20 protein-coding genes, 1 pseudogene, 1 riboswitch and 1 other annotated feature are annotated in these 20,494 nt (G+C 38.8%); of the genes and pseudogenes, 6 read left to right on the top strand and 15 right to left on the bottom strand.

Annotated features, from left to right (window positions below; translation table 11 throughout):
- Nucleotides 1-8 precede the first annotated feature (8 nt).
- The 5 genes from ilvN to ABES52_RS02350 form a co-directional block, all read right to left on the bottom strand.
- On the bottom strand, nt 9-527 hold the full coding sequence (ilvN, locus tag ABES52_RS02370; protein ID WP_429648555.1) for an acetolactate synthase small subunit: 519 nt from the start codon (nt 525-527) through the stop codon (nt 9-11).
- A complete protein-coding gene (ilvB, locus tag ABES52_RS02365; protein WP_429648637.1) occupies nt 524-2,221 on the bottom strand; it encodes an acetolactate synthase large subunit in 1,698 nt (565 codons plus the stop codon). Before ilvB ends, ilvN begins: the two co-directional genes overlap by 4 nt.
- Before the next feature lie 78 nt (nt 2,222-2,299).
- Nucleotides 2,300-2,541, bottom strand: a binding site (T-box leader).
- Between the two features lie 13 nt (nt 2,542-2,554).
- Nucleotides 2,555-4,219 carry a dihydroxy-acid dehydratase gene (gene ilvD, locus ABES52_RS02360; RefSeq protein WP_429648553.1) on the bottom strand — a complete coding sequence of 555 codons (1,665 nt, stop codon included), beginning with the start codon at nt 4,217-4,219 and terminating at the stop codon, nt 2,555-2,557.
- Between the two features lie 359 nt (nt 4,220-4,578).
- Nucleotides 4,579-5,709: a phosphatidylglycerol lysyltransferase domain-containing protein gene (locus tag ABES52_RS02355; protein ID WP_429648551.1), complete on the bottom strand. Its 1,131-nt coding sequence runs from the start codon at nt 5,707-5,709 to the stop codon at nt 4,579-4,581.
- Between the two features lie 380 nt (nt 5,710-6,089).
- On the bottom strand, nt 6,090-6,221 hold the full coding sequence (locus ABES52_RS02350) for a YuzL family protein (RefSeq protein WP_429648549.1): 132 nt from the start codon (nt 6,219-6,221) through the stop codon (nt 6,090-6,092).
- Nucleotides 6,222-6,329: 108 nt separating this feature from the next.
- Between ABES52_RS02350 and ABES52_RS02345 the strand changes: the two genes are divergently transcribed.
- Entirely contained in the window at nt 6,330-6,572 is a 243-nt protein-coding gene (locus ABES52_RS02345; RefSeq protein ID WP_429648547.1) for a YkuS family protein, read from the top strand.
- A gap of 294 nt (nt 6,573-6,866) precedes the next feature.
- On the opposite strand, the gene argF is transcribed toward ABES52_RS02345, so the two are convergent.
- The 4 genes from argF to ABES52_RS02325 all read right to left on the bottom strand — a co-directional run bounded on the left by argF (nt 6,867) and on the right by ABES52_RS02325 (nt 11,626).
- Entirely contained in the window at nt 6,867-7,811 is a 945-nt protein-coding gene (argF, locus tag ABES52_RS02340; protein WP_429648635.1) for an ornithine carbamoyltransferase, read from the bottom strand.
- A gap of 235 nt (nt 7,812-8,046) precedes the next feature.
- Nucleotides 8,047-9,726: an acyl-CoA dehydrogenase family protein gene (locus tag ABES52_RS02335; RefSeq protein ID WP_429648545.1), complete on the bottom strand. Its 1,680-nt coding sequence runs from the start codon at nt 9,724-9,726 to the stop codon at nt 8,047-8,049.
- The gene (locus ABES52_RS02330; protein ID WP_429648543.1) at nt 9,723-11,240 is read right to left on the bottom strand and encodes a class I adenylate-forming enzyme family protein; all 1,518 of its coding nucleotides are present in this window, start codon (nt 11,238-11,240) and stop codon (nt 9,723-9,725) included. Before ABES52_RS02330 ends, ABES52_RS02335 begins: the two co-directional genes overlap by 4 nt.
- Nucleotides 11,241-11,242: 2 nt before the next feature.
- Nucleotides 11,243-11,626, bottom strand: a complete 384-nt coding sequence (locus ABES52_RS02325) for a MerR family transcriptional regulator (protein ID WP_429648541.1) — start codon at nt 11,624-11,626, stop codon at nt 11,243-11,245.
- A gap of 149 nt (nt 11,627-11,775) precedes the next feature.
- On the opposite strand from ABES52_RS02325, the gene ABES52_RS02320 reads away from it, so the two are divergent.
- A complete protein-coding gene (locus ABES52_RS02320) occupies nt 11,776-12,108 on the top strand; it encodes a thioredoxin family protein (RefSeq protein ID WP_429648539.1) in 333 nt (110 codons plus the stop codon).
- A 62-nt stretch (nt 12,109-12,170) separates the two neighbouring features.
- Here the strand turns inward: ABES52_RS02320 and ABES52_RS02315 are convergent, their stop codons facing one another.
- Both ABES52_RS02315 and ABES52_RS02310 read right to left on the bottom strand, forming a co-directional pair.
- Nucleotides 12,171-12,563 (bottom strand): VOC family protein, encoded by a 393-nt coding sequence (locus tag ABES52_RS02315; protein WP_429648537.1) that lies wholly within the window; start codon nt 12,561-12,563, stop codon nt 12,171-12,173.
- Complete coding sequence (locus ABES52_RS02310; protein ID WP_429648535.1) at nt 12,563-12,925, bottom strand: hypothetical protein; 363 nt, start codon at nt 12,923-12,925, stop codon at nt 12,563-12,565. The genes ABES52_RS02315 and ABES52_RS02310 overlap by 1 nt, the downstream gene beginning before the upstream one ends.
- 89 nt (nt 12,926-13,014) lie before the next feature.
- Nucleotides 13,015-13,118, bottom strand: a riboswitch (SAM riboswitch).
- A 249-nt stretch (nt 13,119-13,367) separates the two neighbouring features.
- Between ABES52_RS02310 and ABES52_RS02305 the strand changes: the two genes are divergently transcribed.
- The 3 genes and pseudogenes from ABES52_RS02305 (at nt 13,368) to ABES52_RS02295 (ending at nt 14,816) form a co-directional block, all read left to right on the top strand.
- The gene (locus ABES52_RS02305; RefSeq protein WP_429648533.1) at nt 13,368-14,324 is read left to right on the top strand and encodes a tyrosine-type recombinase/integrase; all 957 of its coding nucleotides are present in this window, start codon (nt 13,368-13,370) and stop codon (nt 14,322-14,324) included.
- 235 nt (nt 14,325-14,559) lie between these two features.
- Nucleotides 14,560-14,640: pseudogene (locus ABES52_RS02300) on the top strand (YjcZ family sporulation protein); the annotation flags it as partial.
- A 38-nt stretch (nt 14,641-14,678) separates the two neighbouring features.
- Nucleotides 14,679-14,816 (top strand): YjcZ family sporulation protein, encoded by a 138-nt coding sequence (locus ABES52_RS02295; RefSeq protein ID WP_429648531.1) that lies wholly within the window; start codon nt 14,679-14,681, stop codon nt 14,814-14,816.
- A gap of 69 nt (nt 14,817-14,885) precedes the next feature.
- Here the strand turns inward: ABES52_RS02295 and ABES52_RS02290 are convergent, their stop codons facing one another.
- Genes ABES52_RS02290 through ABES52_RS02280 form a run of 3 tightly spaced genes read right to left on the bottom strand, consistent with a single transcriptional unit; the run spans nt 14,886 to nt 19,410 of the window.
- Entirely contained in the window at nt 14,886-16,586 is a 1,701-nt protein-coding gene (locus ABES52_RS02290) for an ABC-ATPase domain-containing protein (RefSeq protein WP_429648529.1), read from the bottom strand.
- Between the two features lie 30 nt (nt 16,587-16,616).
- Nucleotides 16,617-18,530, bottom strand: coding sequence for a vWA domain-containing protein (locus ABES52_RS02285; RefSeq protein WP_429648527.1), 1,914 nt, complete (start codon nt 18,528-18,530; stop codon nt 16,617-16,619).
- A 10-nt stretch (nt 18,531-18,540) separates the two neighbouring features.
- Nucleotides 18,541-19,410: an ATP-binding protein gene (locus tag ABES52_RS02280; protein ID WP_429648525.1), complete on the bottom strand. Its 870-nt coding sequence runs from the start codon at nt 19,408-19,410 to the stop codon at nt 18,541-18,543.
- Nucleotides 19,411-19,653: 243 nt separating this feature from the next.
- On the opposite strand from ABES52_RS02280, the gene ABES52_RS02275 reads away from it, so the two are divergent.
- The gene (locus tag ABES52_RS02275; RefSeq protein WP_429648523.1) at nt 19,654-20,118 is read left to right on the top strand and encodes a hypothetical protein; all 465 of its coding nucleotides are present in this window, start codon (nt 19,654-19,656) and stop codon (nt 20,116-20,118) included.
- 21 nt (nt 20,119-20,139) lie between these two features.
- Here ABES52_RS02275 and ABES52_RS02270 read toward each other — a convergent pair whose 3' ends face one another.
- Nucleotides 20,140-20,454: a Rok-like winged helix domain-containing protein gene (locus ABES52_RS02270; RefSeq protein ID WP_429648521.1), complete on the bottom strand. Its 315-nt coding sequence runs from the start codon at nt 20,452-20,454 to the stop codon at nt 20,140-20,142.
- Nucleotides 20,455-20,494: the final 40 nt, after the last annotated feature.

Here is a 20,494-nt window from a genome sequence, read left to right as displayed (position 1 = left end):
TTAATTTTTTATATTAAAGATACTTGTTTCACTTGAGTAGTAGGCTTTTGTGAACCACGCGGAAAAGCGGTAAGACCCGTTCTCGCAAGCTCTTTAATGCCATACGGTTTTAACAATTCAATTAAGGCCTCAATTTTTTCAGAGTCACCTGTTACTTGGACCGTGACGCTATCTCGACTGACATCAATGATGGAGGCCCGAAATGGTTCAATAATGCCACCAATTTCACTTCGAACTTGAGGATTACTAATCACTTTTATCAACGCTAGTTCACGGGCAACAATGGATTGGTCCGTAATATCTGACACTTTTAAGACATCAATTAATTTGTTTAGCTGCTTAATCAATTGTTCCAGCTTCCGATCATCTTCTACGTGAACGACAAACGTCATCCGTGAAACACCGTCTGTTTCCGTTAGCCCAACCGTGATACTTTCGATATTGAATTGGCGTTTACTCATAACACCTGTAACGCGATTAAGGACGCCACTTCGATTGTTCACTAACGCCGTGATGATTCGCTTCATCTTTTCACCCCCACCATTTCGTGAATTCCTTTTCCTGGTGCAATCATTGGGTAGACATTTTCATCACGTTTAACAAGGCAATCAACGACTACCGGTTCGTCTGATAAAAGCGCCTCTTGTAAAATGGAATCTGCTTCACATGGATTGGTAATTCTATAACCTTTAATACCGAAGGCATCAGCTAGCTTGACAAAATCCGGCTGTACTGGAATTAATGAATGGGAGTATCGTTCTTGATAAAAGAGCTGTTGCCATTGGCGTACCATTCCTAACGAATAGTTATTGAAGATGACAACTTTAACCGGTAAATTCATTTCTTTTACAACAGCTAATTCTTGGAACGTCATTTGAAATCCACCATCTCCGGTTAACGACACAACCGTTGCTTCTTTTGAAGCTAATTGTGCTCCAATCGCTGCTGGGAACCCGAACCCCATAGTTCCTAAACCACCGGAAGTAACCCAACGATGAGGATACTTCATTCGAAAATATTGGGCGGCCCACATTTGGTGTTGACCGACATCTGTTGTAACGATGGCCTCACCGTTCGTAATTTTATGGACTAGTTCCACAAGCTGTTGCGGCATTAAGATATTTTCATTTGCTTCATACCATAGTGGGAATTCAAGTTCATAGTCTTTTAAATGATTAAGCCATGAGTCATACGAAGGAATCTGACCTTCCATTTGTAACAGTTGTTTCAACGTCTCCTTAGCATCGGCCACAATTGGAACTGCAGTTGGAACGTTTTTCCCTATTTCTGCTGGATCGATATCTATATGGACAACCGTTGCTTTTGGGGCAAAATGTTTTAAGTTACCTGTTAATCGATCATCAAAACGTGCACCAATGTTAATTAACACATCGCATTCATACAGTGCACGATTTGCCGCAAACGTACCGTGCATCCCTGCCATTCCTAAAAAGAGTGGATGGTCTCCTGGAATACTTCCAAGACCTAATAATGTAGTGGTCACAGGAAGATTCCAACGCTCAGCAAATGCAACAAATTCGTTTGCCCCTTTGGCATGAAGAACTCCGGCTCCACCGAGCAAGACCGGTTTTTCCGCTTTTTCAAGGGCATGAATGACTTTTTTCAGTTGCATAAAATTTGGATGAATGGTTGGCTGGTAACCAGGTAAATAAATGTCTCCTTGAAAATCTACCGCACCATCAGAAATCGAGATGTCTTTTGGAATATCAATGACAACTGGTCCTGGGCGACCGGTAGTAGCGATGTGAAACGCCTCTTTCACAATCCGTGGTAATTCATGTACATCTCGAACTTGATAATTATGTTTAGTAATCGGAGTCGTAATTCCCATAATATCTGCTTCTTGGAAGGCATCCGTCCCAATGACCTGCGTGGCCACTTGACCAGTAAAAACGACCAATGGAATCGAATCCATCATCGCATCCGTAATTCCGGTTACTAAATTGGTTGCTCCTGGTCCTGAAGTCGCAATGACTACCCCTGGTTTTCCGGAAACTCGAGCGTATCCTTCTGCCGCATGAATGGCCCCTTGCTCATGACGTGTCAGAACATGTTTGATTGGCGTATCGTAAATCGCATCGTAGATTGGTAAAACGGCTCCACCTGGATACCCAAAAATCACTTCTACTCCTTCTTCTTTTAAGCACTGCATTAACAGCTGGGCTCCAGTCCACGGCTCTGTTTTCGGTTCCGTCATCATTTCTGACTTCACCCCAATCCCTCCTCTAATTCATAATGAAAAAAGCTTTTCCAACCCACGCACCTTCCCAATGGAAGTTGCAGGGGTGAAAAAGCTTCACGGTACCACCCTACTTCGTGACATTTTCGCAAATGCCACCTCATGAACAACCGAAGTTGTCCTTTTGATAACGAGTGTTGAACACTCGGCCATCCCTACTCCTTTCGTTTCAAGACAGCACTCCGAGGTGATGTCGTAAGAGGGGGTATTACCGGTTTCCAGCTCCCCCGGCTCTCTGTAAATACCTAGTCCTCTTACTTTGTCCTCATCATCGTTTTTTTAATATTCTGATTTTTATATTTTTAATATCGCGCCTGTATTTGCTGATGTTACTAGTTTTGAATAGCGTCCTAAATAGCCGGATTTGATTTTCGGTTCAAATGGTTTCCAATTTTTCTTACGCTCTTCCCATTCTTCTTGATCTACAAGCACTTGAATCGTTCGTTGTGTTAAATCAATGAGAATTGGATCGCCATTTTCTACAAAGGCAATTGGACCACCTTCTGCTGCTTCTGGAGAGATATGTCCAATTGAAATTCCTCGTGTTGCTCCTGAAAAACGCCCGTCCGTAATAAGTGCTACTTTTGTTCCTAAGCCTTTTCCGACAATTTGGGCCGTAGGGGCTAACATCTCGGGCATTCCTGGTCCCCCTTTTGGTCCTTCATAACGAATGACCACTACATGACCTTCTCGAACCGTCCCATTTTCAATTCCTTTAATCGCTTCATCTTGCGAATTAAAAACAATAGCTTCCCCTAAAAATCTTTGAATGGAAGGATCCACTGCCCCCACCTTAATGACAGCTCCATCAGGGGCTAAGTTGCCTCTTAATATGGATAATCCACCGTCTTTTCGATAAGGATTTTCTTTTCGACGAATGACTTGGTCATCTAAAATAACTGCATTTTTAATATTGTCATATAGCGTTTGACCAGTGACAGTTCTCCGTTCGTCATGTAAGACACCTAAATCACTCAGTTCCTTCAAGATTGCACTGATTCCACCTGCTCGATGAACATCTCCGATAGAATAATCTGAGGCCGGGCTAATTTTCGCTAAGTAAGGAACTTTTTTGGCAATTTCGTTAATTCGATCTAAGTCATAGTCAATTCCCGCTTCGTTTGCAATAGCTAACAAGTGAAGGACCGTATTGGTTGAGCCTCCCATGGCCATATCTAAAGCAAACGCATCATCAATCGCTTGTTTAGTGATGATGTCACGTGGTCGAACATCATGTTTCACCATTTCAATTAATTGTTTCGCCGCTTCGTACACGAGTTGATATCGTTGTTTCGAAGTAGCTACGATTGTTCCATTGCCAGGTAGCGCTACTCCTAATACTTCCATTAAGCAGTTCATAGAGTTAGCTGTAAACATGCCCGAACAAGAACCACATGTCGGGCAGGCGTGTTGTTCAAGATCATCCAGTTCTTGTTTTGTGATCATTCCCGATTGATACGCGCCAACTCCTTCGAATACAGATGCGAGTGACAGCGTTTTACCTTTGGAGGAAACCCCCGCTTCCATCGGTCCACCGGAAACAAAAACGGATGGAACATTGGTGCGTACAGCCGCCATTAACATTCCTGGTGTGATTTTGTCGCAATTCGGGATATAAAACACCCCATCAAACCAGTGGGCATTGATAACTGTTTCCGCTGCATCGGCAATAAGTTCCCTACTTGGTAGTGAATAGCGCATCCCGATGTGACCCATTGCAATCCCATCGTCAACCCCAATTGTATTGAATTCAAATGGAACTCCTCCTGCTTCCCAAATCGCTTCTTTGACAACCTCCGCAAATTCACGTAAATGTTTGTGCCCTGGAATAATATCAACATACGAGTTACAAACACCGATAAATGGTTTGTCTAAATCTTTCGCTCGAACACCAGTTGCATATAACAGGCTCCGATGTGGCGCTCGATCAATTCCCTTCTTGATCATGTCACTTCTCATCACTATCACCTATCTCTAAACTGCTTTTGATTCTACAAAGTCGTCATAATCCAATTCTTTTTTGAAAATGTATTTTGAGTGGAAACTTATACCTTGTTCCTTAGTTGTCATCAATCATACGACCGTTAAGTACGAATTTCAACCCCCTTTTTAATAATTTTTTGAACATTCTGTTTTATTAAATGTTTAAGAAAACGCTTACATGTGCGTTATAACAATCTTTTTTTGTCCCCCAAAATTTTTTGTAAAGATTTTTAAAGCGCTTACAAATCCATGTTGAAATTTTGCTACTTTTGTAGAATGTTGTTCGATTTTATCGAAAAATTTTCTAAGCAAAAAAGGACATAACATCCTTCCCCTTAACTTGCTTTCTGTCTTGTTTTTCGGGGATTTTTGTTAGATGTCATGCCCATTCCTGGTACTTGATGAATGACTAAAATGATTTGTAAACAAATCATAGGTAATAAACCTTTTTTATAAGCTAAATATTTCGATTCCCAAGTGCAAGCAAATTTATCCTTAAACTCTTTCAATCCTTTAAACTTATAAAACATGTTTCCATGTAAAAATAAAAATCGTCCAATTTTTTCACTAACAAATCCATAACGGTTGGTCCCTACGTTTGCCAGTGGAGACATTCCTAAACTACACCATTCCAATCCCTTTTCTTTAGCCCATATTAAGATTGATACAAAAAGCATGTCCATGGTTCCATGAGGCTGATTGGCGATATGCCGCATTAAATCGATCGTCATAGTCTTGCCTGTTACCTCATGTCCTATCGCTAAGGTGGCAAAAGCTATAATCGAATGGTCAGGTCCTTTTAATAGAGCAATAGGAAAGCGAGAGACGTAATCCTCATCAAAAAAGCTGACAGAAAAACTTTTCTCTTTTCGACCATTTAACCATGAATCCGATACTAGCTTTAATTCGGATAACAATTTGTTGTTGTATGGTGGGTAAATCACTTTAAATTCGTATCCATTCCGTAAAAATTTATTTCTTCTTGTCCGTAACCTAGCCCCTTTTTTACCAGCAATCGAATATTGTTGTAAATTGACTTTCGCTTCTTCACCTAATTTATAAAATTTATACCCAAGATCATGGTAACAAGATAAAAAAGTCGGATTGACTTGATAAAAAATCGGAGTACATTTATAGGTTTCAGCCCAACGTTTAAATTGTAAGAGCGAATCAGCTATTTCCTGCTCTTTTCCAATTGGATCCCCGAAAACAATTAGTTTACGACCTACTTTTCGAAAGGCAATTAATACCGTTTTCTCTTCGTTCCAAAAAAATGATTTATCATTTAAAAAAAGTAAATGTCCCATGGTGGATCCATTATAACGAGAAAGATGTTGATGTAGTTCCTTTTCTGTAATTGTCATTGATGGAAGCTTTCTACTTTTTATGTATTGAGCTAGAGAATAGATACAAACGGTAATGGAAGCGCCTACAAACGCTAAGAAAACAACAGTGGATGTTTCCATCGAGCTCCCCCTTATGTCAATCAGTCACACCTTTAAAAGGATATCATACCTATCAATAGAAAAAAACGTCGGACTCAAAGAAATTACTCGTGAAAGGTTTTGGAAATCTGTTATTTCCTTGGGAAGCGCATGAGATGACAACGAATGACAAAAGTCCGTTAATGTTTGAGATATTTTGTCGAGCTAAGTAAAAGTTCCTTCTTGAAAAATGATTTCCTTGGAATCCGGGGATTATGATTTTTCCGACATTTTTTCTTTTTGGTCCTTTTAATAAAATGTGTATAAATGTCCACGATTAGGGGAAGCCCGGCAGATACTAAAATAACGTGACGAGAAAAACTACCAATGGAACCATCTCTGTTTCATTGGTAGTTTTTTGTTTACATTCTTTTTTGTTTTTTTCGTGACGAGTCCAAGGATTGGGAACCAGTTTCTTGTTGAGTAGTTCCTTGACCTTCCACTTGAGACGACGATAATCCAATCGTTGATGGATCTTTTTTTCTTTTTTTCAAGCAGATCACCTCCAATCGTATTTTTTTCTTTTAGAGCAAAATTATGAATGAGATAAGGAATAAAAATAGGCAACCCTACTCAAATTAAGGATGTGAGGAGGTGTGCATGTGGCTAAAATTGGTGTAGAATCATCGTTAACAAATGTTCAAGATGCCTTACGTGAACGTGGATATGATGTGGTGGACTTGAAACAAGAGGAAGATGCTAAAGGCTGCGACTGCTGTGTGATTTCAGGTCAAGACGAAAACGTGATGGGCATGCAAAATGTCGTGACTGCTGGACGAGTCATTGACGCACGTGGCCTATCCGCAGAAGAAGTGTGCCAAGAAGTTGAAAATTATTTAGGGTAAAAGGTGTTAGGCGACCAAGTGAACATTTTCACGAAGGTCGCCTTTTCAAAGTCGGTAGTCGTAATCACTTTGCCCGTATTAATCATTCCGATTCAGACAAAAACCATAAGATTCGTATATCTTTTTTCGATTATGAGTTAAAATAATCGTTTGAGAAAAAATTTTTACTTTTATGAGCAAAAATGACACGTTTATGGGAAAAATTTTTCAATTTATGAGCAAAAAAGATTCATTTATGGGAAAAGATTTTAGTTTTATGAGAAAACCACTTGAATTATGAGAAATCTTCTCCGACTAATCTCCTAAAAGAGCCACTAACAACGCCTTTTGAACGTGAAGACGATTTCCAGCTTGATGAAACACTTTTGACTGCGGACCATCAATCACATCGGAGGTTACTTCTTCACCACGATGAGCAGGAAGACAATGTAAAAAGATCGCATCTTTGTTCGCGATGCTCATAAGTGGCCCATTCACTTGATATGGAGAAAAAATTTGTTTTCGTATATCATTTTCATCCTCTTGGCCCATACTTGCCCAAACATCGGTATAGACGACATCAACTCCTTTGACTGCCTCATAAGGGTCATGCGTTATAAGAATCGTCGCCCCTGTTTGCTTCGCTAGTTCCTTTGCTTTTTTTACCACCCATTCATTCGGTTCGTATGATGGAGGAGTTGCTACTCGAATATTCATCCCCATTTTTGTAGCCACAATAATTAATGAATGCGCAACGTTATTCCCATCTCCAATATAGGCAAGGGAAATGTCTTTCATTCGTCCTTTCAATTCGTATATGGTTAATAAATCGGCCAATGCTTGACACGGATGATAATCGTCCGATAACCCGTTAATCACTGGAACGGAGGCATATTCGGCTAGTTGAATAATTTTTTGTTGTTCAAACGTTCGAATCATTATTCCATTCACATATTCGGATAACACGCGAGCCGTGTCTGGTATGGATTCACCACGTCCGAGTTGAATATCTTGATTGCTTAAAAACAAAGCGTGACCACCTAATTGATACATACCTACTTCAAAAGAAACGCGTGTCCTCGTTGAATGTTTTTCAAAAATCATCCCCAATGTTTTTCCAGCTAATGGTTGAAAATGAATCGCATCTCCCTTTTTTAACTCAATGGCTAAGGCTATTAAACTTTCAATTTCTTTTGAAGATAGATCCCATAAAGATAACAAATCCTTTCCCTTTAAGTTTGTAATCACATCGTTATGAATCATTTCAGCAAGTCCCATCATATTCCCACCTTTAATATGAAATCAAATATTTTTATATTTATTCATGTTATGTAATAATTATTCTTTGTAATTGCTAGTAATTATATAATAAAATACAGTAGCAAGCAACACAAATTTCATAATTATGTATTTTTATTCAAAACGCTCTCAATAATAAAAATCCTTACCATTTCTATGGCAAGGATTTTGTTTACATAATAATTTTATTTATTACTTATTCTTTTGAAATAGGTACTTCCTCAGGGTTAAAAATAATGGAAAAGTATTGTTCAGAAAGTCGTTCTTCTTCTAAAATACGATTTTTCCAAATATGTTGTAAAAATAGTTTAGCAATGATTTCATACCGCTTTCCACCTTCAGCTGCATCTTTTAACGCGACCACACTTAAATAAATGTCACACATTCGGTTGGCTATTTTTTTTGCATAGTAGCTCCATACTTCTTCTTTTTCATTCTGTAATGAAGTAAGAAGCTCTTGTAATTCGAGAAGCCCTTCTTTTACTACATGTCTATGTGCATGTAGATGTACAGGGAGTTTTACTAATTCGTTATGAATATACTCCTCAAATGTTTCATGAATATTATATTTTTTTATTAATCTTAAAACTTCTAACCCTAAAATATTCGCAGTTCCTTCCCAAACGGTTAACACTTGGGCATCACGCAACAATCTTGGAGTGATAAAATCTTCGATATAACCATTGCCTCCATGGATTTCAATTGCCTCATGCGCAAAGGTAATCGCTTCTTCTGCAGTACGCATTTTTAATAGAGCAATGATTAATCGGTTCCAGGCTTTTTCTACCTTCGTTACTTGGCTTAGATTACTCATCACTCTGTCAAAGAAATGGATGAATTGAAAACAAGCGCTCGTTTGAACTTCTTGTCTGGCTATTAAATTACAAAGTGTTTGTTGAACCATTGGAAATTCAATTAATTTTCTTCCAAAAGCCGCTCGTTCTACCGCATAACTCTTGGATTCTTCTAACGCGCGTTTCATAATGCCTATGGAGGCTATGGCATTACATACACGAGACAAATTTAATGCCTCCATCATGTAGTAAAATCCTTTGGTTGGATCTCCTACTAGGTAAGCTTCAGCCCCTTCAAACACTACCTCCGCCGATGGAACGGCTCTCACTCCGAGTTTATCTTTTAAACGGCGGATGTGGATACCATTTAACGTTCCGTCATCTTTACGCCAAGGAACAAGAAATAGGCTTAAACCTTTTGTCCCCGGTGGGCCCCCTTCTATCCGTGCTAAGACGGTGGCAACTCCGCACGTTCCTGCATTACTTGCAAAATATTTTTCACCATAAATTTTATAATGATTGCCTTCTGGTACTGCTTTTACTACATTCGCTCCGACATCTGATCCTCCTTGACGTTCCGTTAAAAACGTTGCCCCTTCATATAATTCGACGTCCCCTGTAGATGTCACGTGAGGTAAATATTTTTCTTTTAACCAATCATCAGCAAAGTGTTCTAAAATATAGGCGGTAGCCATCGTCAAGGTGACTGGACAGTAAAAGCCGGGCTCAACTTGAGACAATAAGTATCCTAATGCATATGAATATACATAATTACCTTTTTGTCCGAGATCAGGAATCAATTTATGGACATAGCCAACAATTCCAGTTGCATAAGTCTCTTGTACCGTTTGTTTATACCCTTCATTTACCCAAACCTCTGAAATATCGTTACCGAACCGATCATATTTGATTAACCGTGGTTGTCCTTCACGATCAGTATGAACAGCACGACGATCAAAATCTGTCATACATTTACGCCAAAAATCTTGAAGCATTTCTTCTGTAAATGCGTACAACTTGGGATCCATTAATTTTTTTACATTCCATAAGAAATGGGGATCAACTTGGTTTAAAGGCTTCATGCCTTTACCTCCTTTTGACGTAATAGCTGCTTTAATATTTTTCCTGAAGCATTCCGAGGAAGTTCATCGATTGTTTCAAATAGACGTGGAATTTTGTAATCAGCCACTTTTCCTTCAAGAAAACGCTTGCATTCTTCTTCGAGATTAGGAATGTGCTCATTTGTCACAACAAACGCCTTGGCCGTTTCTCCCCAATCCGGATGTGGAACCCCGATGATAGCAACATCTGATATCGATGGATGCGTTTTTAACACGTCTTCAATTTCTTTCGGATAGATATTCACACCTCCAGAAATAATCATGTCTTTTTTTCTGTCCACAATCCATATATATCCATCTTTATCTTTTCGGGCTAAATCCCCAGTATATAGCCACCCATTCCGAATGGTTTCTGCTGTTTTTACTGGATCTTTATAGTAACCTTTCATCGTTCCTTCACCAGCTAATACGATTTCCCCGATTTCGTCTACCTTAACCTCTTCCCCTTTTTCATTAACTATTTTCGCTTCACAATGTAGTGCGGCATGTTTACCAATACTTCCAGCTTTGTCACGATGTTCCTCAGGTGATAAATATATCCCATTTGGTCCCGCTTCCGTTAACCCATACAGGCACATAAATCGATCCGATTTAAATTTTTGCTGAACAAATTGAACTTCCTGTGTCGATAATGGTGCTCCGCCATACAACCAATACTTTACTGAAGATAAATCATATTCATCGATATCGGATTGTTTAGCAGTGAGTAAATAAGCAACTGGAGCCCCAAAGAAGTGTGTAATTTTGTGCAACTGAATGAGATGAAGAAAATCTTTTGGAGTAAATTGTGAGGCTAAAACATGCGTAGCTCCGACATACAGACCACCGATGAAAAAAAGATGTAGTGGTGCACAATGGCTAAGCGGCATCATGTGTAATAATCGACTATCTTTATTCATGTTTGTTTCAATGACCATCATATTTGCTACAGTTAAAATATTTCGATGGGTAAACAAAACACCTTTCGACTTTCCAGTCGTTCCAGAAGTATATAATATGGAAGCATCGTCATCATCATGGCGGTTACATTCAATCAAGTGAGGTGAGCCGTCATTAATTAACGTCTCAAGTGATATCCAAGGTGGGGAATTACTTCCGGTATGAATCCAAAAGAGGTCCAGTTCGTTGATGAGAGGGTTTAATTGTTGAGACAACGTATGGTGAGCAATGATTGCTTTTGCATCGCTATGTTCGAGAATGTATTTTACTTCCTCTTTAGCTAATCGGGTATTTATCGGAACAACGATTGCACCTAAGCGCAAGACGGAAAAATAGGCATACACAAATTCCAATCCATTGGGTAAATATAAAACTACCTTATCATTTGGCTGAATGTGTAATCTCGATAAAGATGAAGCAAGCCGATTGACGATGTTATCGACTTCGCTATACGTTAAAGAATTACTTCCATCAATATAAGCCAACTTATTTGGGAATTTTCGAGCATTACGAGCTAAGAATTGTGAAATATTCATCATTATCCCTCCCTTAATAGACGTAACCTTTCTTTAAAATCTTGAAGAATTGCTTCTAAATCTTTTTTTAAGTACATTAAATCCTCTATCCTTTCGTTCACCTCCTTTAATTTTGTCTCACCGTACTCAATTGTTTTTTCCAATTGCTTTTTTCCTGAACGATCTTGGTTAAAAAGTTGGATCATTTCTTTTATTTCATCAAGAGAAAATCCAAATCGTTTTCCTCGTAATATTAATTTTAAAATAGCACGATCAGTTTTCGTATAAATCCGTTGCCCTGTATTCGTCCGTTTTGGGGATAAAAGTCCCTTTTCTTCATAATAGCGAATAGTCCGGGTACTAATTTCAAATTCGGAGGATAGTTGAGAAATTGTGTATTGTTCCATTGTGCTCACCATTTATTTGATTATTCTGAATATAGTTTATTTTACGCTTACGTAAATGTCAATTTTTATTTCTGATCCTTCGAATATCTTTTTGATGAAAAATATACTATAATAGGTATTGTTAACTTTAATAAAAGGGAGGATTAATATTGAATGAGCAAAATGTTTTAGCTTCTATCTCTCAAATAGAACAGTTCATCACAAACCATCGTTTTTCATTCGTATACATTATGCGAACCAATTGTAGTGTCTGTCATGCCTTGTTTCCACAACTTAAAAACGTGTTAGAAGATTTTCCGGATATCCAACTTGGCGTAGTCAATGCGGATGATGTCCCTGAAGTGGCTGGTTATTTATCAATCTTTACAGCACCTGTGATGATATTGTTTATGGATGGAAAAGAAGTGCTACGGGAAGCACGTTTTGTACATCTCGATGTCTTTCGGGAAAAATTGAAAAAAATATACGAATTAAGCCACTAAAAAGGCTATTGGCAAGATTTTAATGTCTTTTCTCTCCAATAGCCTTTTTCCCATATATTTCATTAATTATCTTCTACACGTTTTTCATACAATTCAATCCATTCCCCGTCTGGACCGTGAAAAAATAAATATTTCCCCCCATTTGGTAAAGTGGTAATGTCATTCCAAACAAGAGGTACACCTAATGATTGCAAATGTTCTTTTTCTTTTTCAATATCTTGAACAGAAAATGCAACATGATGAACCTTTCCTTCAACCGGAAGATTTGGATTGTATCCTTCTATAAGTTCAATGATCGTTTGATTATCTTTTCCTAAAAATGCTAAATGCAATTCTCCGTTCGAGTGAACGAACTCTTCCATTACTTTTAACCCTAACACTTGTTGATAAAATTTTTTAGATGATTGGATATCTGATACCATAATTCCTACATGATTAAAAGAGGTAATGGTCATTATATGTCTCCCTCCCCATCATCGCTCGTTTCACAAAACACAAGCTTTAAATAGGAACTGGAAAATTTTTTTTGATTGTAATTGTATCTCGTGAAAATAACCTCCCATAACGCCCGATCTAACGCATATGGACCCGCTGCTTTCAACTGATCCACTTCGTTCCGAGTTAATAACAGATGATATAGCTCATTATTCACATGACCGTAAAACAGAAAAAAATTAGGCTGTGAATCTAAATACAGTTCTGTGTCACATCCGAATTCTCTCAGCTGTTGAATAACACAATTTTTCACATGACTCACAAAAGCATCCACTGTGCAATGGCTGGCCAAATAGCCCCTTAACACCACATTCCCTTTCATCCCATTTCCTCCTTTATGAAATTTGGATAGAACGGAGGAAATAAAAAAACTCTTTTCGCCATGAATGATGGGAAAAGAGTTTTCGTCCGTTCTTATCATCCAAAGCGAATGCTTTGCGGGTTGGAGCACCTTGCAAAATGGCAGGTTGCTGTGAAGTCATCGAGCCCGATCTCTCGTTCACTCTTGATAAGCTCTTATTAAGTTAAACTGATTTTACCATTTCTTCTCATGAAATACAATGGCTTTTTAATAAATTCCCATCACATGCAACCTTTTCTTTTTATCACAGTTGTTAATATATGCTTACAATGAATAAAAATATGATTCGAAAGCTTACCATTCGTAAAATTTTCTCTTTTTTCCCTTGGAAACTATTTCATTTATTTGTATAATTTATATAAAAAATTGGATGCGTGAAATTATTCGTGTAGGAGGATTGGATATGAACGAAACCCCTTCATTTGTTGATCGTTTTTATGAAATGTTACTAGGCAAAGGCCGGAAGCCTTCGACCATCAAACGGTATCGCTCGGATTTACTTCACTTTTTTCGCTGGATGGAACATACATTTGGTGAAACAAACGAAGCAATGATGCGCAAGTTAACGGTAGATCAATTACAATCGTTTTTCCAGACTTTACATGAGGCAAACTATTCGCACGCAACGATTCGCCGGATTGGTGTCGTCATCAACCGTCTATTTCACCATTTTTCGATTAATGTCGGCTGTGAGATTACGGATTTAACGGATACGGAAACGTTAAGACCCCTCTCCAAGAATGACTTTATCCAAGATGATGAATTTGAGCGGTTGTATCATTCGTTTGCTGATCAGGATTATTTACCGGATCACGTTCCCTCCGCTCGTAAAGACTTAAAACATCGCAATCAAGCGATCGTTCTCCTCGTTCGATACATTGGTTTAACGCCAACAGAACTATCGCAAATCAAAATGAAAGACGTTAACTTCGCTCAAAAAGAAATCGTCGTTCGTTCAGCAAAAAGAACGCGGACATTTGTCATATCTGATAAAATTCATCATCACTTAATCACGTATTATCGCTCTATCCCAAAAGAAGTACGTCCACACTATTTTTCAGATCATCCTTTATTTGTCGCCTACAACAATGTATCTTTTAGCTTTCAATATGACTATGAAGCAAACTGTCCAAAATATTTATCCGTACGGGGAATACAAGAAATGATCAAAGAAGAAGTTCGACGAGCTGGCTTACGCAAAATTTCAGCGCTTCATTTAAGGAACCAGTGCATTTTGGACGCCCTTTTAAAAGGAAAACCGACGGATGAAATTGTCACTTACTTTGATCTAACTTCCTCTTTTTCTTTACACCGGTATGTAAAATATGCACAGCAATTGATGAAAAACTTGGATGTGTGAAATTATATTTTTTTAAAGGAACACTTTTCTTTAAACTGCCATAACGGAAAGAACCTCTATTGCTTCGGCTTAGTTCGTTTTTTAAGATTTTGATTATTTTTTTTCATATATTAGGACAACCATCCACCCTTTTTTCCATTCATTGAATATTGTAATTAATGTGAAGGATAACTTCCTATCACATTGAAAAAATGAAAGGGGTGGCTAGTTCATGTCTGATTTCGGAAGAAGAGATAATAATTTTGCGTTAATTGTCGTATTGTTCATTCTCCTTATTATTGTAGGAGCAGCCTTTATCTGTGGATGTGGTTATTAACTAACCTAATAAAAAATAAATGAAAGGGTGAATCAATGATGGGCTTTGGATGCGGTTATGGTGGCTATGGCTATGGAGGTTATGGTTCTGGCGGTTTAAATCTTGGTTCAACATTTGTGCTACTTGTCGTACTATTTATTTTACTCATCATCGTCGGAACATCTTTTATTTTCTAAATCAAATCTTTAGCAAATAAATTGTAAGAAAAACGTCGCCTCCTTTCCGGGAAGGCGACGTTTTTCTTTTTATTTCACCTTTAATAATCGAAATCGATTAATGGCTGCAGCAAGCTCCAACGGTCTTACATAAACAAGTTCCCCAGGATGACCTTTCTGCATAGAAAAAATCTGGATTCCATGCTGGTCTATTTGGTCACGGACAAACGATAAAATTTCAGGAATGGTCCATCCTTTTCGAAACAAGTTATTCCGTTCTAAATACAATAAAATGGCCCCGATGGCATTTACTTGACTCGGGTGCACGAGCTGTTCAACGGCTGCTAAATCAATAATCGATAAACCGTATTGTAATACCTGTTTTCCTTTAGCGACCACTTTCTGTTTTTTTCCTCTTTGACTGTTAAAACACGTTTCCGTAATGACGCGACCATTGATCTGACCAAACGAAATCCCTCCTTCCATTTTTCGCTCCGTCGGGTACGTTTGGGAAATCTTTATCGCTTCATCCGTTACATCATACGGTTTGTATTGTTCCATTTTAATAATACAATCGGCGACATCAAAATAATCACCCGCCCCACCCATAACAAGAATTGTCGAAACACCTTTTTCTTCATATAGTTGTTTTACTTTATCAATAAATGGCGTGATCGGTTCGTGATCCTTTTGAACAAGCGCTTGCATACGGGCATCACGGATCATTAAGTTCGTCGCACTTGTGTCTTCATCAATCAAAAGTGTCGTCGCTCCGGCTTCGAGTGCCTCCATGATGTTGGCTGCTTGGGACGTACTACCGCTTGCGTTATCAGTTGTAAAAGCATCGGTTTTCCGCCCCAATGGTAAGTGAGTAATAAACGGGCTTATATTTACCTTTTGGACACTTCGGCCGTCTTCAGCACGAATTTTTATCGCTTGCTCGTCCGTAAAAACAAATTCTCGCCCGTCCCCTTTGATATGATCGTAAACACTTCGTTCAAGGGCTTTCAAAAATGTGCTTTTCCCATGAAATCCCCCGCCTACGATTAACGTAATGCCTTTTCGAATCCCCATCCCCCGAATCGGTTCTTGTTGATGAGGAACGGGAATGGCCACCTCTAATTCTTTTGGACTTTGAAAAGGAACCGCTCCCTGTTTTAATGGACGATCACTTACTCCGCTTTCACGTGGTAATATGGCGCCGTTTCCAATAAAGGCCACGAGTCCATGCTTTTTCATATATTCCCTTATCGCTGCTTGCTGATCGCACAAGTGGATAACAGATGTAATCGACTCCCGCTTCAGGGAAAAAACACTTTGTTGTAACACCGTTGGAAGTTGTTCAAACAACAGTCGTTCTGCTTCTTTACCAAGAACGGTACGCCCACGAGCCGGTAAACCGATGGAAAGACAGACGGTTAGATAACGGGGGGAAATCGTAACGGCCGTTGTCTCTAATACTTCTTGGCCTGGCGGATCGATCCAAATAAGTCCGCTTTTTCCTGATCCGTTTACCTGTTTCCCGACACGTTGAATGGCCCGATGAATTTGTCTTGTTATATAGTCTTCGATATGAATCGTTCGTTTTCGGGTAAGGGTATCTTCTCTCGTAAGGATGGTCTGTTCCCATGGGATAATGATTCGAATTTTAGATGGACTGGCAAACGGATCTCCTTGTACATAATCAATGGCTAATTCATATTGTGGAAAGCGATACGTCCCTTGAGTCGATTTATACGCTTTGTACCCTTTATGGTCAATTTGCTTAAGTATTTGGCGTAACCGTTCCATCCGTACCCCCTCCTTTTTATACACTACAGGTTAAATACTTTTATACAGTAATTTTTTTAACAACGGGAACAATACGTCCGGAAGTTGTTCTACGTTGGATACGAGGATGCTGTATTTTCCATAAATGTTTTGAATGGTTGTCTTTTGTCCTTCATCAATTTCTCCATTTGCTAAAAAAACGTTCATTACTTCAATTCTTTGTTTACGGGCTAAAATAACCGCTTCATGAGTATCAATTATTCCGTTTTGATCATACCCCAAGGCGGCAGGTTCTCCATCGGAAAAAACGAGTAAAAACTTTTGTTTTTCTGATCGCTTTAATAGTCGCTCCGTCATTAGTCGGATGGCGAATCCATCGCGATTGTCCTCTTCAGGCTGCAACTGCATGACCTTTGGACCTATTGTTCTTTGAAAACACGTTTGAAATGAAATAACATGTTTAAAATAGTTCGGCTGATACGTTTCGGTTGCGTCGTTTGTATCTTCCCAAAAACCGACGATTTCATGAGGAACTTTTAATGATTGTAACGCTTCATGGAATAAAACAATTCCTCGTTTCGTTTCTTCCATTTTATCGTACATGGAAGCTGAACAATCAACAAGCAACGTAAACACTGCATCAATTTCATTCGACGGTTCATGCTTTTTATAAAACAGTCGAGGGTTTTTATCTGTAAAGAAACGAACAAGTTTTTTATTTAACCGTCCCATGTGCAAATCGGTGCGCGGCTGTATTTTTTTATGCTCAAGCGTTTTCTCAATCATATTTTTCAGTTTCTTTTGATAGGTGAGAATGTCTTTTTTTATTTGTTCGTAATGACGCTTTTCTTCCGTCGTTGAGAGTGTCGGCTCGACAAAAATAGGAACCGCATATTTGTTCTCTTTTCCGTACGACTCACTTCCTCCTAAACGGTCCATTTTTTTCATCGCCGTCGCTTCCGCAGAAGTGTAATCGTTGTTCACGGATTGACGAGCGGAACCTTGAACGACGCCTAACGCTTGGTCCCCTTCGTCTCCTTCACGGACCCCTTCACCGAGTAAATCAGATTGGGTGCCTTGATCTAAATCGAATTGGAGAAACGTTTTTGATAGGTCGGACGTTTCCCGATGCCATGTCCTCAATTCTTCATCAAATACCGTTTCATCACCGTCTTTTTTCTTATCATGAAAATCACAATTTTGCAGTGGATCTTGGCGTTTTAAATCGCGGTAATCAAGACCTTCTTCGTCATGGTAGACGTTCTCCGGTAAGTGAAAATACTCATTCAACATATCTTCTTCGAGTAACTCGTCCAATACTTCCACTAGTTCCATGCAAATGTGAACAATGTCCCTTGTATGCGCCGCTTCAAAAATTCTCGATAATTGATGGCGAATAAATGGAATGACACGGTCTAATGGTTCTGAAATCGATGGGGGCTCTTCCGTTGGTGACTCTGCATGAATCATTCCAAATAAACTGTTAAACAGAGCATCCGTATACACACTTTTTACTAAATTGACATTTAGCTGTGTTTCAAAATGTTTTTTATACATCATCCGCCGTTTTGAAAAAACGCTTTTCGTGCCTGGACGCTTTTTTATACAAATATCTTCTAACCTTGTATCTTCTGCCAGCATAAATAATTGTTTCGCAAAACTCGGGATTGACGTTTGTTTGATTAGTTCGATGTATCGAATCACTTCTTGAAAGTCAGTGTGATAGAAGCTGCCTATCGCGCGTAAAAACACATCACTTTTCAATCCAGCGACCGTATCTTCTTTCGAGCGATGGTCCCAAAAGTGGCTGACGAAGATTTTTTCACCGATTACGTCTAAATACGATTGAACACCATATTCCACTTCCATATTCGGATTTTTCGTTAGCGTTTTTGCTAAATCAGCTAGTTGCATAAATAAAAAAGAATCTATTTTTTCGTCGTTAAACTGAATAAATCGATTCATCGGACATCCCTCATTCAAAAATCGTTTCGGCAATATTCCGGATGGCCGCTTTTTCTCGTTCGTCTTCTAACTTGTCTATAATTCCACGTTGAATCGCACGTAAAGGTGGCATGTAAACCGTTAAATCAACCGTATCAAGAAGGGCGCGAATCGATGCTGCCTCCTCTGAAATTTGACCGTTCGTAACCTGGATAAGCAAATCATTTGATAATTGAACAAAATTCGTTAACAGCCGATCATCTTGCTGAAGGCTTTGTTCCTTTAATACTTGCTTTAAGACATCACCTTGAATGTACGGAACGTCAATGACTACAAAACGGTTTTTTAACGCTTCATTTAACGGAACCGTGCCCACATATCCTTCATTAATCGCGGCAATCACTCCAAAGGACGGTCTGGCTTTTACCACTTCTCCTGTAAATGGATTCGTTATCGTCCGGCGATAATCGAGAACCCCGTTTAGGATTGGTAACGTTTCTGGCTTGGCCATATTAATTTCATCTATATATAATAAATGACCTTTTTTCATCGCTTGAATGACGGGTCCTTCAATAAATTCAATCGTTGTTTTTTCGTCTTTCTCAACGATTGTTTTATATCCGAGCAACGCTTCAGCGTCTAAATCAACGGAACAGTTAATGGAATGCATTGGCTGTGAAAAAATTGCCGATAACGTTTCCGCCAATTTCGTCTTTCCGGAACCGGTCGGCCCTTTCAATAATACGTTTTTACCGATGGAAAGAGCTGTTAAGGCATCATATAAGATCGATTCGTTTGAAGGTGTATACCCACCTTTTCCTATTAAATGTTGATCAACATCTTTCCATAACGATTTGCGTTCATTTATCATTTGTTCGAGCTGTTGTGGCAACTTTATCATGTATGTGTCATCCTTTCCCAGTTACGTTCGAAATCATACGACTGTTATTGTAATAGGGAGAACGCTTTCATGGCAATGTTTTCGCATTTCCAATTCCATTCTCTTCTTGATGAAGTGTCATTTCAAAATTAATGGACGAAATAGAAATGGAGAAATCTTGTTTATTTTTCTTGGAAACGATTACTTGCCTTCTTATTTTTTGTATAATTTAAGTATTCGAAATTTTTAGAAGAGGTGTCGAATATGGCTGAAAATAAGACGATAACCCCACTGGCCCATCGCGAATTAGCCGCTCAATATTTTAATAACGTTTGGGACTTACTCGAAAAAGAGAATCGTACAGAAGAAGATAACCAACGAATGGTTCATTTATGTCATGCTTCATTTCTACATTGGACGGAAATAGAAAACCATACAGCCGAGCATTTGTCAATCGGGTACTGGCAATTGTCACGGGTATATGTTACTATTGGGAAACCTGAAATCGCACTCGAATACGCGAAAAAATGTATAGAAATTAGTGAAAAAGGTGGATTAACTCCCTTTTATCTCGGTTATGCCTTTGAAGCATTGGCACGAGCCTACTATCAACTTCATTTAATTCCAGAAGCGAAAGCCGCTTTTGAAACAGCTTATTCTCTAGCAAAACAAGTTGAACCAAGTGACCATCAAGAGTTATTGATAAAAGATTTAGAAACGATGATGTAAAAGGAAAGCACACACATCTTTTTACAATGTGTGTGCTTCGTCTACGATTGTGTATGTTCCTCGATCCACTTTTTTTACTTCTGGATGCATTTTCTCTAACGCTCTCATAAAGGTCGTCATATTCGCAATTTTTTCGTTCGTCCGTTGCTCTACTTCCCGTTTCAAGTCAGCACCTTTTAGGGGTCCTTCACTTTCTTTTAACACTTCAAGAGCTGTCTCTCGCAATAGAGCCGTCCGCTCGCTTCGATTTCTAACGGTCGTTTTCCTTACTTGTTCATTTGCTTCTATGTCTGTTGAAACAACTGAATGGGCTGTTTGTTTTTCTGCTTGATCCAACTCTCGTAATCGTTTAAAAATCAGGCTCTATACTAAATGT

It is taken from the genome of Aeribacillus pallidus (assembly GCF_050478865.1).
Classification (GTDB): Bacteria; Bacillota; Bacilli; order Bacillales; family JACDOC01; genus JACDOC01.
Note: the sequence above shows the minus strand (reverse complement) of the source record. Positions and strands in the feature narration are given on the sequence as shown.

Coding starts and splice junctions, on each gene's coding strand:
- ABES52_RS02295 (WP_429648531.1), top strand. CDS start 14,679: ATGGGCTTTGGATGCGGTTATGGTGGCTATGGCTATGGAGGTTATGGT.
- ABES52_RS02310 (WP_429648535.1), bottom strand. CDS start 12,925: ATGAAAGGGAATGTGGTGTTAAGGGGCTATTTGGCCAGCCATTGCACA.
- ilvB (WP_429648637.1), bottom strand. CDS start 2,221: ATGATGACGGAACCGAAAACAGAGCCGTGGACTGGAGCCCAGCTGTTA.
- ABES52_RS02355 (WP_429648551.1), bottom strand. CDS start 5,709: ATGGAAACATCCACTGTTGTTTTCTTAGCGTTTGTAGGCGCTTCCATT.
- ABES52_RS02280 (WP_429648525.1), bottom strand. CDS start 19,410: ATGATAAAGTTGCCACAACAGCTCGAACAAATGATAAATGAACGCAAA.
- ABES52_RS02305 (WP_429648533.1), top strand. CDS start 13,368: ATGAACGAAACCCCTTCATTTGTTGATCGTTTTTATGAAATGTTACTA.
- ABES52_RS02325 (WP_429648541.1), bottom strand. CDS start 11,626: ATGGAACAATACACAATTTCTCAACTATCCTCCGAATTTGAAATTAGT.
- ABES52_RS02275 (WP_429648523.1), top strand. CDS start 19,654: ATGGCTGAAAATAAGACGATAACCCCACTGGCCCATCGCGAATTAGCC.
- ABES52_RS02335 (WP_429648545.1), bottom strand. CDS start 9,726: ATGAAGCCTTTAAACCAAGTTGATCCCCATTTCTTATGGAATGTAAAA.
- ABES52_RS02290 (WP_429648529.1), bottom strand. CDS start 16,586: ATGGAACGGTTACGCCAAATACTTAAGCAAATTGACCATAAAGGGTAC.
- ABES52_RS02330 (WP_429648543.1), bottom strand. CDS start 11,240: ATGAATATTTCACAATTCTTAGCTCGTAATGCTCGAAAATTCCCAAAT.
- ABES52_RS02315 (WP_429648537.1), bottom strand. CDS start 12,563: ATGACCATTACCTCTTTTAATCATGTAGGAATTATGGTATCAGATATC.
- ABES52_RS02285 (WP_429648527.1), bottom strand. CDS start 18,530: ATGAATCGATTTATTCAGTTTAACGACGAAAAAATAGATTCTTTTTTA.
- ilvN (WP_429648555.1), bottom strand. CDS start 527: ATGAAGCGAATCATCACGGCGTTAGTGAACAATCGAAGTGGCGTCCTT.
- ilvD (WP_429648553.1), bottom strand. CDS start 4,219: ATGAGAAGTGACATGATCAAGAAGGGAATTGATCGAGCGCCACATCGG.